This window comes from Iodobacter ciconiae, from assembly GCF_003952345.1.
Lineage (GTDB): Bacteria > Pseudomonadota > Gammaproteobacteria > Burkholderiales > Chitinibacteraceae > Iodobacter > Iodobacter ciconiae.
Map to the genome: position 1 here is coordinate 1,230,509 of NZ_CP034433.1, position 14,705 is coordinate 1,245,213.

At 49.2% G+C, this 14,705-nt stretch carries 12 protein-coding genes and 1 pseudogene; 2 read left to right on the forward strand and 11 right to left on the reverse strand.

What is annotated here, in order from left to right; genetic code table 11:
* Positions 1-141: 141 nt before the first annotated feature.
* From dapD to EJO50_RS05460, 5 genes are all read right to left on the reverse strand, one after another.
* Positions 142-963, reverse strand: coding sequence for a 2,3,4,5-tetrahydropyridine-2,6-dicarboxylate N-succinyltransferase (gene dapD, locus EJO50_RS05440; RefSeq protein ID WP_125972205.1), 822 nt, complete (start codon positions 961-963; stop codon positions 142-144).
* Between the two features lie 100 nt (positions 964-1,063).
* Positions 1,064-2,269, reverse strand: a complete 1,206-nt coding sequence (gene dapC / locus EJO50_RS05445; RefSeq protein ID WP_125972207.1) for a succinyldiaminopimelate transaminase — start codon at positions 2,267-2,269, stop codon at positions 1,064-1,066.
* 209 nt (positions 2,270-2,478) lie between these two features.
* On the reverse strand, positions 2,479-3,003 hold the full coding sequence (gene msrA / locus EJO50_RS05450) for a peptide-methionine (S)-S-oxide reductase MsrA (RefSeq protein ID WP_125972210.1): 525 nt from the start codon (positions 3,001-3,003) through the stop codon (positions 2,479-2,481).
* A gap of 36 nt (positions 3,004-3,039) precedes the next feature.
* Positions 3,040-3,867 carry an NADPH-dependent 7-cyano-7-deazaguanine reductase QueF gene (gene queF / locus EJO50_RS05455; RefSeq protein ID WP_125972212.1) on the reverse strand — a complete coding sequence of 276 codons (828 nt, stop codon included), beginning with the start codon at positions 3,865-3,867 and terminating at the stop codon, positions 3,040-3,042.
* 358 nt (positions 3,868-4,225) lie between these two features.
* On the reverse strand, positions 4,226-4,813 hold the full coding sequence (locus EJO50_RS05460) for a LexA family protein (RefSeq protein WP_125972214.1): 588 nt from the start codon (positions 4,811-4,813) through the stop codon (positions 4,226-4,228).
* 194 nt (positions 4,814-5,007) lie between these two features.
* Here EJO50_RS05460 and EJO50_RS05465 point away from each other — a divergent pair, with 194 nt between their 5' ends.
* On the forward strand, positions 5,008-5,940 hold the full coding sequence (locus tag EJO50_RS05465; RefSeq protein WP_206434458.1) for a tRNA-dihydrouridine synthase: 933 nt from the start codon (positions 5,008-5,010) through the stop codon (positions 5,938-5,940).
* Between the two features lie 15 nt (positions 5,941-5,955).
* Positions 5,956-6,837, forward strand: a complete 882-nt coding sequence (locus EJO50_RS05470; RefSeq protein WP_125972215.1) for a mechanosensitive ion channel domain-containing protein — start codon at positions 5,956-5,958, stop codon at positions 6,835-6,837.
* Positions 6,838-7,115: 278 nt separating this feature from the next.
* On the opposite strand, the gene lolD is transcribed toward EJO50_RS05470, so the two are convergent.
* From lolD to EJO50_RS05500, 6 genes and pseudogenes are all read right to left on the reverse strand, one after another.
* Entirely contained in the window at positions 7,116-7,808 is a 693-nt protein-coding gene (lolD, locus tag EJO50_RS05475) for a lipoprotein-releasing ABC transporter ATP-binding protein LolD (RefSeq protein WP_125972217.1), read from the reverse strand.
* Positions 7,801-9,039 carry a lipoprotein-releasing ABC transporter permease subunit gene (locus EJO50_RS05480; protein ID WP_125972219.1) on the reverse strand — a complete coding sequence of 413 codons (1,239 nt, stop codon included), beginning with the start codon at positions 9,037-9,039 and terminating at the stop codon, positions 7,801-7,803. Before EJO50_RS05480 ends, lolD begins: the two co-directional genes overlap by 8 nt.
* 158 nt (positions 9,040-9,197) lie before the next feature.
* Entirely contained in the window at positions 9,198-9,983 is a 786-nt protein-coding gene (pflA, locus tag EJO50_RS05485) for a pyruvate formate-lyase-activating protein (RefSeq protein ID WP_125972221.1), read from the reverse strand.
* A gap of 254 nt (positions 9,984-10,237) precedes the next feature.
* Positions 10,238-10,408 (reverse strand): annotated as a pseudogene (locus EJO50_RS05490) (glycine radical domain-containing protein); the annotation flags it as partial.
* Positions 10,409-10,518: 110 nt separating this feature from the next.
* Positions 10,519-12,831 carry a formate C-acetyltransferase gene (pflB, locus tag EJO50_RS05495; protein WP_125972225.1) on the reverse strand — a complete coding sequence of 771 codons (2,313 nt, stop codon included), beginning with the start codon at positions 12,829-12,831 and terminating at the stop codon, positions 10,519-10,521.
* Between the two features lie 263 nt (positions 12,832-13,094).
* Entirely contained in the window at positions 13,095-14,684 is a 1,590-nt protein-coding gene (locus tag EJO50_RS05500) for a peptide chain release factor 3 (protein WP_125972227.1), read from the reverse strand.
* Positions 14,685-14,705 lie beyond the last annotated feature (21 nt).

The window sequence follows — 14,705 nt, forward strand, 5'->3', positions numbered from 1 at the left end:
TTGTATTTCTATTGGCATAGATTCAGGCTGGCTTTGTTTGTTATTATTTGGTGAGCATTAAAGTAGATTTGTTTGTAACGTGTTTAAAAAAACCCAGATAAATTATTTTACACTGGGTTTTTTTGATCTTAATGATTCAGATTAAATCCCGCGCAGCAAATCATTAATGCTGGTTTTTGCGCGGGTTTTTGCGTCAACTTTTTTGACGATCACTGCGCAGTACAGGCTGTATTTACCGTCTGCAGATGGCAGGTTGCCCGATACCACCACGGAGCCAGCCGGAATGCGGCCATAAGTCACTTCGCCGGTTTCACGGTCGTAAATCTTGGTGCTTTGGCCAATATAAACACCCATCGAAATCACCGAGCCTTCTTCAACAATCACGCCTTCAACCACTTCAGAGCGTGCGCCGATAAAGCAGTTGTCTTCGATAATGGTTGGGTTAGCTTGTAGTGGTTCGAGCACGCCGCCAATGCCTACACCACCGGACAGATGTACGTTTTTACCAATCTGCGCGCAGCTGCCCACAGTGGCCCAGGTGTCTACCATGGTGCCTTCGTCTACATAGGCGCCGATATTCACGTAAGAAGGCATCAACACCACGTTTTTGCCGATGAAGGAGCCACGACGCGCCATAGCATTAGGCACAACACGAAAGCCACCCTCGCGGAAATCGTTGTCGCTGTAATCAGCAAATTTTGAAGGTACTTTGTCGAAATACTGGGTGCAGCCGCCATTCATAGGGACATTGTCGTTAATGCGGAAAGACAGCAGCACGGCTTTTTTAAGCCACTGATGGGTATGCCATTCTCCATCAATCTTTTCTGCTACGCGGTATTCACCCTTATCCAGGCCCAAAATCACGCTATTAATCGTTTCACGCAGCTCGGATGGCACATTGGCAGGGGTGATCTCTGCACGGTTTTCAAAAGCAGTTTCGATGATTTGCTGAAGTTGGCTCATGGTGCTTCCTTGGTTAGGTTATTCGTAAAGCGGGTAAAACCCGCCAAAGTGGTGACGTGGTATTCAGATGCGTGGCAGGTTTTACCCGCCCCGCATGATCTTAAAAAGAGGTATCAATATGGCGTTGGCAAAAGCGAACAATGCGCTCTGCTGCCGAAATACAATCGTTTAGTGGTGCGACTAAGGCTATGCGGATATAGCCAACACCGGGATTGATGCCGTGGGCGCTGCGAGCTAGAAAACTACCGGGTAAAACGGTGACGTATTCCTCTTTAAATAGCTGAAGGGCAAATGCAGCATCGTCTCCTCTGACTTTTGCCCAGAGATAAAAAGCGGCATCCGGCATGCTGATGTTTAAAACGCTTTGTAGCAAGGGGGTAATAGCGGCAAATTTCTGGCTATAGAGCGAGCGATTTTCGATCACATGTGCTTCATCATTCCAAGCTGCTGTGCTTGCGGCTTGCACCATCGGGCTCATCGCACAGCCGTGATAGGTACGGTAGAGTAAGAATTGTGCTAAAAGTTTCGCATCCCCGGCTACAAAGCCAGAGCGTAAGCCGGGTACATTCGAGCGTTTTGATAGGGACGAGAAAATCACTAGATTATGGTAGTCGCGCCCCAGCTTAGCTGCCGCTTCGAGTGCGCCAAGTGGCTTATCTTCGCCGAAATAAATTTCTGAATAACACTCATCGGATGCAATCACAAAGCCATATCGATCTGACAAGGCAAATAGTTTTTGCCAGTCGGCAAGGGATGCGACTGCGCCAGTTGGATTGCCGGGCGAGCAGGCAAAAACCAGCTGGGTGCGTTGCCAGATAGCAGGCGGTACGGCATCCCAATCAGGCTGAAAGCGGTTTTCTGCATTGCAGTTTACAAAATAAGGCTTGGCCCCCGCTAAAAGAGCCGCTCCTTCGTAAATTTGATAAAAGGGATTGGGGGAGAGCACCAAGGGTTGCTGTTCAGAACGCGTATCAACAATAGTTTGGGCAAAAGCAAACAGCGCTTCGCGGCTACCGTTCACCGGAATGATCTCTGTTGTTGGGTTAGGTGCAGTAATGTTGTAACGGTTGGCGAGCCAGCTGCTGATACTTTGCCTGAGCTCATCCGAGCCTAAGGTGGCCGGGTAGGCAGATAGCCCGTCAAAGTGTGCGGTTAGTGCATCGGTTATCAGCCTGGGTGTGGCATGTTTGGGCTCACCAATGGATAAATTGATATGAGCCAACGCCGGATTGGGGCTAAGGCCTGCAAAAAGTTGCTTAAGTTTTTGAAACGGATAGGGCTGAAGCAAAGAGAGTTGCGGCGTCATAACGATCCGAGGGCACTGGGGAAAACCCCGATTATAGTGGCAGAGCGCCATCAGGTCTTGTGGCGCTTAATTGTCAGCGAAGGCAAACCTAAATCTCAAACCACGCAGATTTGGAGAGCACGGAGCTACACGGAGAAATGCATGATAAGCACGGTTTGTGCCGTGAGTCTCCCGTATTTTCTTGGGGGCTGAGCGTTTTTTATTAGAACTTACTTGAGTAAGTCGCCATATTCCTGCACCAGCTTGCGTACTTTTCCTGCAACGACTGCCGAGCAGTAAGGTTGCTGTGGATTTTGATCAAAGTAATCCTGATGGTAGGTTTCAGCAGGCCAGAATGTGGCGGCAGGTGTAATGGTCGTGACGATTGGGTCTTCGTATTGGCTGGCTAATTCAGCAATCATTTTTTTTGCGCTTAGCGCTTGCGCTTCGCTGTGGAAAAAAAGGCTGGAGCGATATTGTGTGCCTACATCCTCGCCCTGGCGATTAAGCGTGGTAGGGTCATGTAGGGCAAAAAATAATTCAAGCAGGGTATTGTAGCTGATGATAGCCGGATCAAAAGTCAGCTGAATGACCTCGGCATGGCCGGTGTCGCCAGCGCATACCGCTTTGTAAGCTGGCGCATCGACACTACCGCCCATATAGCCACAATCAACCTGTGATACGCCACGCAGGCGGGCAAAGGTGGCGTCGAGACACCAGAAGCAGCCGCCAGCAAAGGTTGCAATTTCGCTCATGATTTGTTTCCCTGTTTAATTGTTCGGGTTAATGGCTTATTGCCGCGCACCGCGCAGATTGCTGGGCAGCGGGCCGCTGAAATTACAGCGGTAGGGGTTGATATCCAATCCGCCACGGCGGGTGTAACGCGCATAAACAGCAAGCTTTATCGGAGCACAATCACGCATGATGTCAACAAAAATACGCTCTACACATTGCTCGTGAAATTCATTGTGATTGCGAAATGAAATTAAATAGCGCAGCAGAGATTCACGATTAATCGGCTTACCGGTATAGCTGATTTGGATGCTGGCCCAATCGGGCTGGCCGGTTACAAGGCAGTTGGACTTTAGTAAGTTGGATGTTAAAGACTCGGTAATGGTGGTTTCGCCGCTGTCACATTTTAATAAACCAGCCAGAGGGCTGTACTGATCCACTTCAATATCCAGATTATCAATGCAATAGCCATCGAGCTCTGTAAGGCGCTGTTGGTGAAATTGCTCCGGGATGATCAGCTGAACACCAATATTTGTGCCTGTTGCTGTAGATAAGTCGGCTTGCAGCAGGCTTTGTAAGGCTTCGCGTGTTTCCAATTTAGTCTGATTAAAACTATTTAAATAAAGCTTAAATGATTTTGATTCGATAATGTTCGGGCTGCTGGCCGGGATATTAAAAATAGCAATGGCGACCTGCGGTTTACCCCGGCTATTGAGCCAGGATAGCTCGTAGCCATTCCAGATATCCATCCCCATAAACGGTAGCGTTTCACCTAAACCAATTTCCTGGCGTTTGCCTGCGCGTGAAATGGGAAAAAGTAGGCTGGGATCGTATTCAGTAATGTAGCTGACTGTTTTGCCCAGGGGGGAGTGTTCAACGTCGCTCACAAGCGCTCCTTTAAGTGGGTTGGATCAGGTAAGTGCCTGTACAAAAATTTCCCTGCTGCGTTGTGCCTTCTCGCCATGCTGCCTTTGTTGGCGGCCTTGCCGGCAGCTTTTGTATAAGCATTTAGAGGCAATAAGCTGCACTCATCTGATCATTTATGTTGCATTTTATCGTCTAAAGCTGGAGTGATGGGGAAAAACAAGAGGCTGGCTTATACTTAATTCCCCATCCTGAAGGCCCTGGATTTTTGTATGGTTTTTGTAAAAATTCAGCTGTTTGGCGGGATTTTTGATAAAAATACTTGGGGATAATCGTTTGCTAAGTTATTTCGTAAGTGTATTTTTGGCTGCAGCTTAGGGTTTATTTATATTTTCTGATCAGCCCTACCATCACGCCAAAGATTTCCAAACCCTCTTTAGGGCGGATGGGCTCATAAGCAGGGTTGTGCGGCATCAGTATATAGCCCTGTTTATCGCGGCTCAGTGTTTTAAGCGTGTATTCGCCATCAACGATTGCAACCACCACATCTCCTAAATTGGCGCTATGGCGTTTTTCTACGACGGCGATATCCCCATCGTGAATACCGGCATCAATCATTGAATCGCCTTTTACCCTGACCATCACCGAGGCGGATGGGCGCTCGATCAGGTAATCATCAATGCTAATGGCTTCGCTCATGGCGTCGTTTGCAGCAGCAGGCAGGCCGGCGGGGACCGGGAAATCAGCCAATTCACGCTCAAAGAAACGCTTGGTAGGGGCAAGGCGTTTATCGGGCGTGGTGTCCACATAGCCTGCGAGCATCAGGCGCTTTACTAGGGCTGATACAGCGGATTTGGAAGCCAGCCCGAGTAAATCACCAATCAATGAATAGGAAGGTAAGTTACGGTAGTCGGCATAATAGTCTTGCAGTTTGCCAAGGTATTCGGCGTCGCGATTGGGGTGTGCCATAAGATTTAACCTGTGCAGAACAAACGTTCTACCACTAGCGTAGTGAACGTTCGTTCTGTTGTCAAGCGGCAGCAGCCTGCCTGTTGTGTATCTGCGTAGATCAATCCAATTCAGCCAGTTTGGACTTTTACCGTACACCTTAGAGCATGCTGTTTTACAATGGCTGCCTTTCTGCTTCGCTTTGGCTGTATATCTTGAAGATTTTACTTGCCCCCATGGAGGGGCTGCTTGATTTTGTATTGCGTGATGTACTGACCCGGGTGGGAGGTATTGATATGTGCGTCACCGAGTTTATTCGGGTCAGTGGCTCTTTATTACCCAATAAAACATTTTTACGTATTGCCCCTGAGCTACTCAACGGTAGTAAAACCGTAGCAGGGGTGCCGGTGAGCGTGCAGCTGCTGGGCTCCGATCCTGTTTGTATGGCAGAAAACGCCGCACGCCTGGCTGAGCTTGGTCCTTATGAAATTGATTTGAATTTTGGTTGTCCGGCTAAAAGTGTAAATCGCCACCGTGGTGGTGCAGTGCTGTTGCAAGAGCCTGAGTTAATTCATGAGATTGTAGGGGCGGTACGCCGTGCTGTGCCTGCACATATTTCCGTGACGGCCAAGATGCGTCTTGGTTACAACGACAGTAGCCAGGCGATTGAGTGTGCGCAAGCGATGGCCAGTGCAGGTGCTGCACGGGTGGTGGTCCATGCACGTACCAAGCTCGATGGCTACAAGCCGCCTGCTTATTGGGAATTAATCCCTGCGGTGCGCGAGGCTCTGTCTGTGCCCGTCGTGGCCAATGGTGAGATCTGGACTGTGGAGGAGTTTCATCGCTGTATGGCCGTTTCAGGTTGCGATCAGATTATGCTGGGGCGGGGGATTGTGTCTAACCCGGCTTTGGCTCTGATGGCTAAGACAGGGCAGGCCCCGTTGCCATGGGCCGAGTTGCAACCTCTGTTTATTTGTTTCTGGCAATTGGTTCAGGCGCAGCACATTATGCCCAGGCACAGAGCGGGGCGAATAAAACAGTGGCTGACTTATCTGCGCCGTACTTACCCAGAGGCTGAGGCGCTGTTTGCAGAGGTTCGTACTTTAACCGAGCCGGATGATGTGGCTGCCGTATTATTGGAAAAGTAGTCGGAAAGGATAAATATGCAAGGGTATTACGATAGATTGGCTGCGGCTTTACTGCCAATGCTGGCAGACAGGGCATTAGTTCGTGATGCGGTTATTTCTGCTGTTTTTATTTTTTCTCTCATGGTTTGCCGCTCTTTAGTACGGCGGGCTATTTTACGGCGGCATGATTTAGGGTCGGAGGTACGCCGCCGCTGGGTGGTTTATCTTCGCAACTGCTCTTTGGGCGTGTTTACGCTTGGGATGATTTTTATCTGGGGGCATGAGATTCAGACTTTTGCTGTGTCGCTGGTGGCAATTGCTGCTGCGGTTGTGCTTGCAACTAAAGAAATGATTCTTTGCATGCTGGGATCTATTTTTCGCAGTAGTAGTAATGCCTTTGCAGTGGGGGACAGAGTTGAAATTGGCGGGGTACGCGGTCAGGTTATTGATATGAATCTGGTGTCTACTACCCTGATGGAGTCCAGCCACGCTTCTCATTGTCAGGGAACGGTTGGCCGGGGTGTGACAGTGCCAAACTCGTTGCTGCTGAGCCAGCCGGTTTTTAATGAAAGCATGTTGGGCGATTATGTTTTACAAACCATTCATATTGCTATTTTACGTAGCGATGATTGGGAAAAGGCCGAGCGGGTGCTGATGGAGGCAGGGGAGGTGATTGCTGCGGAATACGCTCAGGATCTATCCCGCCATGCGCGCGAGCTGGAGCGTCGCTATGCGCTGGAGTCCCCGATGATGGAGCCTAGGGTGCGAATCTTTCTTGATCGTTATGAAGAAATTGGCTTGCAACTGCAGGTTGCTGTGCCGCTTGGGCAGCGTTCAAAAGTTGAGCAGCGGGTGTTGAGGTTATTTTTGCAAGGCATGAATACCAAAAAGTCATTACTTAAAAATGACGTGAAGTGATTTGGGCAGGGCACGCTGGTCTTAATTGAGAGTCTTTAATTAGCATGCCACTTTCGGTGTATTTATTGAAAATACCTTCCTTTTTTTAGGGAATACTACCTCTTTTCTGACTTTAGTGGTGCAGACAAAGGGAGAGAGATTATGTGCAGTTTTTAACTTGGGACTCAACTCGCGCTCCCGGCAGCCAGGTTGCGGTTATCTGTACTGGCGGGGCAGATCAATCTGGTTTTTTTTCGCGATAGATGGCGCGAGCATAACAGGCACATAACGGTTGCGCGTCAAGTGACTTGTAGACCCGCTTTAGAAAGCTTCAGTATCCGGCCACATTTACCTGCCAGCTCAGAATCATGCGTCACAATGACAAAGCCTGTGCCTGATTCCTTGGCTAATTCCAGCATTAATTCGAATACCCCCCCAGCCGTTTCTCGGTCCAGATTGCCCGTTGGCTCATCAGCTAATACGCAGGCCGGCCGGGTAACCAGGGCTCGGGCAATCGCGGTGCGCTGGCGCTCGCCACCGGACAGCTCGCTTGGCTTATGGTGGCTGCGGTCAGTCAGGCCAACCCGGGCAAGAATGGTCTGGGCTTCTTTTATGGCGGCAATCTTATCCATGCGGCGGATGAGGAGCGGCATAGCAACATTTTCTGCTGCAGTAAATTCAGGTAACAAATGATGAAACTGGTAAACAAAGCCCAAGTGTTGATTGCGCATCAGCCCACGCTCGGTTTCACTGCCGGCAAGCGGGTCTTTGCCCATTAGCTGGATTTTTCCGCTGCTCGGTGCATCCAGTGCGCCAAGGCAGTGCAGCAGGGTTGATTTGCCTGAGCCGGAAGCGCCCACAATCGCTACGGTTTCACCACGGTGCAGTTCAAAATCAATATGTGCCAGTACTTGGGTTTCCAGCTTGCCGGTTTTATAGCTTTTGCTTAAATTTTGCGCCGCTAGTACCGGTACTTGATCAGTATTACTCATAACGTAAAGCCTCGGCAGGGTTGACGCGAGAGGCGCGCCAGCTAGGGTAGAGGGTGGCAACAAGGGCAAGCACGAGAGAAATGAGGCCGATGCTACTGACATCACTCCACAGTACACGTGATGGCAGTTCGGAAATCAGATAAACATCTGGGGACAAAATGGCGGTGCCTAGGATGCGTTCAATAAACGGCACAATTACATCTAGATTTTTAGAGATAAATACGCCAGCCAGTACGCCCGAGCCTGTGCCGATCAAGCCGGATAAGGCACCCTGAATTACAAAAATTTTCATGATCGAGCCGGGAGCAGCTCCCAGGGTGCGCAAGATGGCAATGTCGGCTTGCTTATCGGTGACAACCATCACCAGGGTAGAAACCAAATTAAACGCAGCGACTGCTACAATCAGTGTCAGGATGATAAACATCATACGTTTTTCGATTTCAACGGCACGAAAATAAGTGGGGTTTTCCTGGGTCCAGTCGCCTACCAGTAAATTGGGCATCTCCTGATTTAGTTCGCGTGCGATGCGGCGGGACAGATTCAGATCATCTAGCTTAAGTCTCAGCCCAGAAACAGCATCTCCTGCCCGAAATAGTTTTTGTGCATCGCTTAGATGAATCATTGCCACACCCGCATCGTAGGGCGCGTAATCGGCTTTAAATATGCCGGTGACGGTAAATTGCTTATATCTAGGGGTAAACCCCGCAATGGTGACCTGGCCCTGAGGTGTAATCAGTGTAACGCGGTCCCCTGTGCGAACGCCCAGCTCGTTAGCAAGGGAAATACCGAGGATCACACCAAATCCATCGGCGTGTAAGGATTGGAGCTTGCCACTGACCAGCTTACCGGCAACTTCATTCACTGCGCTTTCCTGCCCGGGGTCAATCCCCCGGATCAGCACACCTTTAACCTGCTCGCCCCCATTTGTTAGTAAGCCTTGCCCCAGCACATAGGGGGCTGTGGCAAGCACATGCGGGTTCTTTTTTGCGGTATCGGCGGCAGACTGCCAGTCTGCCAGCTGATTACCTACGCCACTGATTTGCACATGTGCGGCCATGCCAAGAATGCGGTTACGCACTTCTTCCTGAAAGCCATTCATCACGGACAACACAATAATCAGCGCAGCCACACCAAGGGCAATGCCGATGACAGAAATAAGAGAAATAAACGAGATAAAGCCATTACGACGGCTGGCACGCGTATAGCGCAGGCCGATCAGAAGTTCATACATGGGAGGTAAAGTCTAAGCAGGGCGAGAAAGGCGGCTAGTTTAGCATGCTTAGATCGCGATGCTTGCCTGCATATGGGGTAAATATGGTGGCCGGAGTTTGTTTTATTGATAAATGACGGCGTGGGCACAAAAGCGTGCCCACGTTGCGTTCTAATTGACTAACAGGTAAACAAACCACGCTGGCGAAACAGATCTCGCACTTGCTCGACCAGTTCCATGCTCGGGCTCGGGGTGTCGGTTAGTTCATATTTCATTCCCAGCTCGGCCCATTTGCTTTCGCCCATTTTATGAAAGGGCAGCACTTCAACGCGTTCGATATTTTTCATAGGCTTTAGGTAGTCAGCCAGTTTTTCTACATCACTAAAATCATCGCTGATGCCGGGAATCAGCACATAGCGGACCCAGACAGGTTTCCCCATCTTTTGCAGGCGCTCGGCAAAGTCCAGCGTAGGCTGAAGAGGTTTACCGGTAAGGGCTTCGTATTTAACCGGATCACTTTGTTTGATATCCAGTAGCACTAAATCCACATTGTCAAACCACGTGTCATCAAGGTGAGATGCCAAAAATCCCTGGGTATCAAGCGCGGTGTGCAGCTTGAGGTCTTGCTTGGCGCGGCGGAAAATCTCGCCCACAAAGTGCGCTTGCATTAAAGGCTCGCCACCGGAGATCGTCAACCCGCCAGCAATACGTAAAAAGCTGGCGTATTTGCTAAGCTCGGTCATGACCGCATCAACGGTGTAGCTTTTGCCATTATGCAGCTTCCAGGTGTCCGGGTTATGGCAGTACAGACAGCGGAACTGGCAGCCGCTGACAAAAAGGGCGAAGCGCATACCAGGGCCATCGACGGCCGCACCTGTTTCAATCGAATGTACAAAGCCCTGCTGCTGGTGTTTGGCATCAAAAGAGATAGGGATGATTTCCCCTAGTGGCTTAATGGGTTTCATGTTTTTTCCAGTGATTATTGTTTTCTGTAACGGCTCGAGTTAAGCGAAAAAGCCTAAATCTTGAATTACAGAATAAAGCGGGGCAAACCATTGATTTTTTGTGTGGGCTCTGTGGTTAAAGATTTAGCACTTTATCTATTAAACCTGCAGTGTTTTTTTACTGAAGCGACTATTTTTTTATGTTAAAACGGATCACTAAGCCTGTGCTTAATGATCCGTTTCGGGTAAATCTTATATTGCAGTGATTTGCAATATTACGTCTTTGCGTGGAATGTGCGGCTGATGACGTCCATTTGTTGCTCACGGGTGAGCTTGATGAAGTTCACTGCATAGCCAGAAACACGCACGGTGAGCTGTGGGTATTTATCCGGGTTTTCCATTGCATCGACCAGGGTATCTCTGTTTAACACATTCATATTCAGGTGAAATAGTTGCGCCATGTGTTGCTCCTAGGGGTGAATACGGGCTAAGTACATCCTTGAGTCAGGTTGATTTGCCAGCCATTTGGGCTGGCAAATTTTCTAGGCTGCAAGGCTTAGCATTTGCCGTGGAATGTGCGGCTGATCACGTCCATTTGCTGTTCGCGTGTCAGTTTTACAAAGTTCACGGCATAGCCAGAAACACGCACGGTCAGTTGTGGGTAGTTTTCCGGATTATCCATTGCATCGAGCAGGGTGTCACGGTTTAGAACATTCATATTCAGATGGAAGAGTTGATCCATGGTTTGATCAATCGCATCTTTATCCAGGCAGGCAGAACACTCTTCGCCGTGTGGTCCGAATAAGCCATCAATTGAAGCTGCCAGGGTTTTAACGCGGTCTGTATCGTTGTGACCCAGAGCATCAGGGGTCATGGATGCTGTCCATGACACACCATCCAGTGCGGCTTCGTAAGGAATTTTCGATACCGAGAAGCCTGCTGCGATAAAGCCATTGGTATCACGGCCGTTCATTGGGTTAGCACCTGGTGAGAATGGCGCGCCTGCACGGCGGCCGTCTGGTGTGTTACCTGTTTTTTTGCCGTAAACCACGTTAGATGTAATGGTCAGTACCGATTGAGTAGGCATTGAGTCGCGGTAGAACACAGGCTGAGCTTTAATCTTGCTCATAAATGATTCGGTCAGCCACACTGCAATATCATCCACACGGTCATCATTGTTGCCATAAGCCGGGTAATCACCTTCGATCTTGTAATCGACTGCAATACCTTTTTCATTACGCACAACACTTACCTTTGCATGTTTGATGGCAGAGAGTGAATCTGCAGCCACTGACAAGCCGGCAATACCGCAGGCCATGGTGCGCAGAATGTCACGGTCGTGCAGAGCCATTTCAATGCGCTCGTACGAATACTTATCGTGCATATAGTGGATGGAGTTCAGCGCAGTGACGTATGTTTTTGCCAGCCAGTCCAGCATTACATCGTATTTAGCCATTACTTCATCGTAATCAAGTACATCGCCTTTGATTGGTTCAAAACCATTAGCAACGACCTTGCCGGTTTTTTCATCTACACCACCATTGATCGCATAAAGCATGGCTTTGGCAAGGTTAACCCGTGCGCCAAAGAATTGCATTTGCTTACCGACAGCCATGGCTGAAACACAACATGCAATGGCGTAATCGTCACCCCATTTAGGTTTCATCAGGTCATCATTTTCATACTGGATGGCCGAGGTATCAATCGATACTTTCGCGCAGAACTCTTTAAAGCCTTGCGGGAAAGACGTTGACCACAATACAGTCAGATTAGGCTCTGGAGCTGGTCCGAGGTTGTACAGGGTGTGTAGAACACGGAAGCTGGTTTTGCTAACCAGAGTACGGCCATCAAGGCTTGTTCCACCGATTGACTCAGTTACCCAGGTCGGGTCGCCAGAGAACAGATCATCGTATTCCGGTGTGCGCAGGAAGCGGATAATGCGCAATTTCATGACCATATGGTCAATCATTTCCTGAGCTTGTGACTCGGTAATGCGGCCCTCAATCAGATCGCGTTCGATATATACGTCAAGGAAGGTTGAAGTACGGCCAATTGACATTGCCGCGCCGTTTTGTTCTTTTGTGGCAGCAAGGTAACCAAAGTACAGCCACTGGATGGCTTCCTGAGCAGTGGTCGCAGGCTTGGAAATATCAAAGCCGTAGGATTTTGCCATTTGCTTAAGTTCGCCCAGTGCTTTGATTTGCTCGGACAATTCTTCACGCAGGCGAATGACTGATTCGGTAAACGGAACGTCATTGAGTTCGGTTTTTTCGCGTTTTTTGTCGTTAATCAGGAAATCAACGCCGTACAAAGCCACACGACGATAGTCACCAATGATACGGCCACGGCCATATGAATCTGGCAAACCGGTGATTACGCCCGAGCTGCGGCATGCCATGATTTCTGGGGTGTAAGCATCAAATACACCCATATTGTGATCTTTACGATATTTGGTAAAAATATCAATAATTTGCGGGTTCATTTCAAAGTGGTAGGCTTCAAGGCCGTTTTGTACCATGCGCAAACCGCCGTTCGGCATAATAGCGCGACGCAGTGGTTTGTCAGTTTGAACACCAACGATGGTTTCCAGATCTTTATTAATATAGCCAGGGTCATGCGCAGTAATCGACGCGCCAACATGGGTCGATACTTCCAGTACACCACGTTTACGTTCTTCTTTTAACTGAATGGATAATTCAGTCCAAAGTTGAGTGGTGCGCTCAGTTGGGCCTGCGAGGAAGCTATCATCACCTAAGTAAGGCGTGTAATTGAGTTGGATAAAGCCGCGAGTGTCGACTCTATCTTGCCACTCGCCTGCTTTAAACCCGCGCCAAGCGTCAAGTTGAAGATGGTTTTCTGGTGCGTTCATAGCTGATGCTCCTAGTAGGCCTCAAGACCCTGTTGCCTGCATGTCTTATAAAGGACACGTTTTTAAAAATTTAATCTGTTTGAGTGCGGATAGTGTCGCCTTCAATGCATTCATCCTAGTCTGATCTTTGACGCAAAAACTTAATATAAATCAAATTCTTTGTTTTGTAGTTTGTATAGAGTTGGCTACTTTTGCCCGAGTTAGATAGAGCATAAAATAGGAAAAAAAACAGCGTCATATTGTGACGCTGCCAGGTTGAATATTTACAATGTAACGGCGTGCTCACGGGTTGCGTGAAACACAATTTTAGGCCACCTCTCCTGAGTGAGCTGCAGGTTCACCCTGCTGGTTGCGAGGTAGGCAAGGCTGTTTGCAGCATCACGTCCCAGATTATTGACCAGCTGCCCTTCAAAATCGTCGAGCATTTTTGCGTCTTCACAGCTTACCCAGCGTGCGGTGTAAATGGTGGTCGATTCAAACACCGCTTCTACACCGTACTCGTTAGCAAGGCGCGAGGCAACGACCTCAAACTGCAGCACCCCTACAGCCCCCAGAATCAGGTCCGAGCCATTGAGTGGCTTAAATACCTGCACTGCGCCTTCTTCACCCAGCTGTTGCAAGCCTTTTTGCAGTTGCTTGATTTTTAGCGGGTTTTTGATGCGCACAATGCGGAACATTTCAGGGGCAAAATAAGGAATACCGGTAAAGGCGAGTAATTCACCCTCGGAGAAAGAATCACCAATCTGGATGTTGCCATGATTGGGCAGGCCAATAATATCGCCAGCGTAGGCTTCTTCTACCTGCTCACGGCCTTGCGCCATAAAGGTCACGACCGAGTTGGCGGCAATTTCGCGGTTAAGCCGCAAATGCCTGAATTTCATGCCACGGGTAAATTCGCCCGAACACACACGAAGAAAGGCAATCCGGTCACGGTGTTTTGGATCCATATTGGCTTGAATCTTAAACACAAAGGCAGAGAATTTTTCTTCGGTCGGGCTGATGGTACGCACGGTGGCATTGGCATCCCCCGGTGAGGGAGCCCAGTCAACCAGTGCATTTAATATTTCGCGAATCCCGAAGTTATTAATGGCTGAGCCAAAGAAGACAGGGGTTAGATCACCTGATAAAAACTCTTCCAGCACAAAAGGGTGCGAAGCGCCGCGTACGAGCTCCAGCTCCATACGGGTGTTTTCGATTTCTAGCGGGAATAATTCATCAAGGCGTGGGTTATTTAAGCCTTCAATGATTTCCACTTCATCCAGCGGGCCTTTGCCGGGGGTGAACAGCAGTACGGTATCGGTCAGAATACTGTACACACCACGGAAAGTTTTACCCATGCCGATTGGCCAGGTAATGGGCGCGCAACGGATTTCCAGCACGCTTTCTACTTCGTCTAAAAGCTCGAGCGAATCGCGTACTTCGCGGTCAAGCTTGTTCATCAGCGTAATAATCGGCGTATTACGCAGGCGGCAGACATTCAAAAGCTTGATGGTTTGCGCTTCCACGCCTTTGGCCGCATCAATTACCATTAAGGCGCTGTCTACGGCGGTGAGTACGCGGTAAGTATCTTCGGAGAAATCCTGGTGGCCCGGGGTATCAAGCAGATTGACCACGTGATCACGGTAGTCAAATTGCATGACACTGGATGCGACCGAAATACCTCGTTGCTTTTCGATATCCATCCAGTCGGAAGTGGCGAACTTGCCGCCTTTTTTTCCTTTAACCGTACCGGCGTTTTGAATTGCACCCGAGAAATAAAGCAGCTTTTCGGTGAGTGTCGTTTTACCCGCATCAGGGTGGGAGATAATGGCGAAGGTGCGGCGACGGCCTACTTCGCGTGCTAAATCAGTCATGTAAAGGGCTACAAAAAAGCA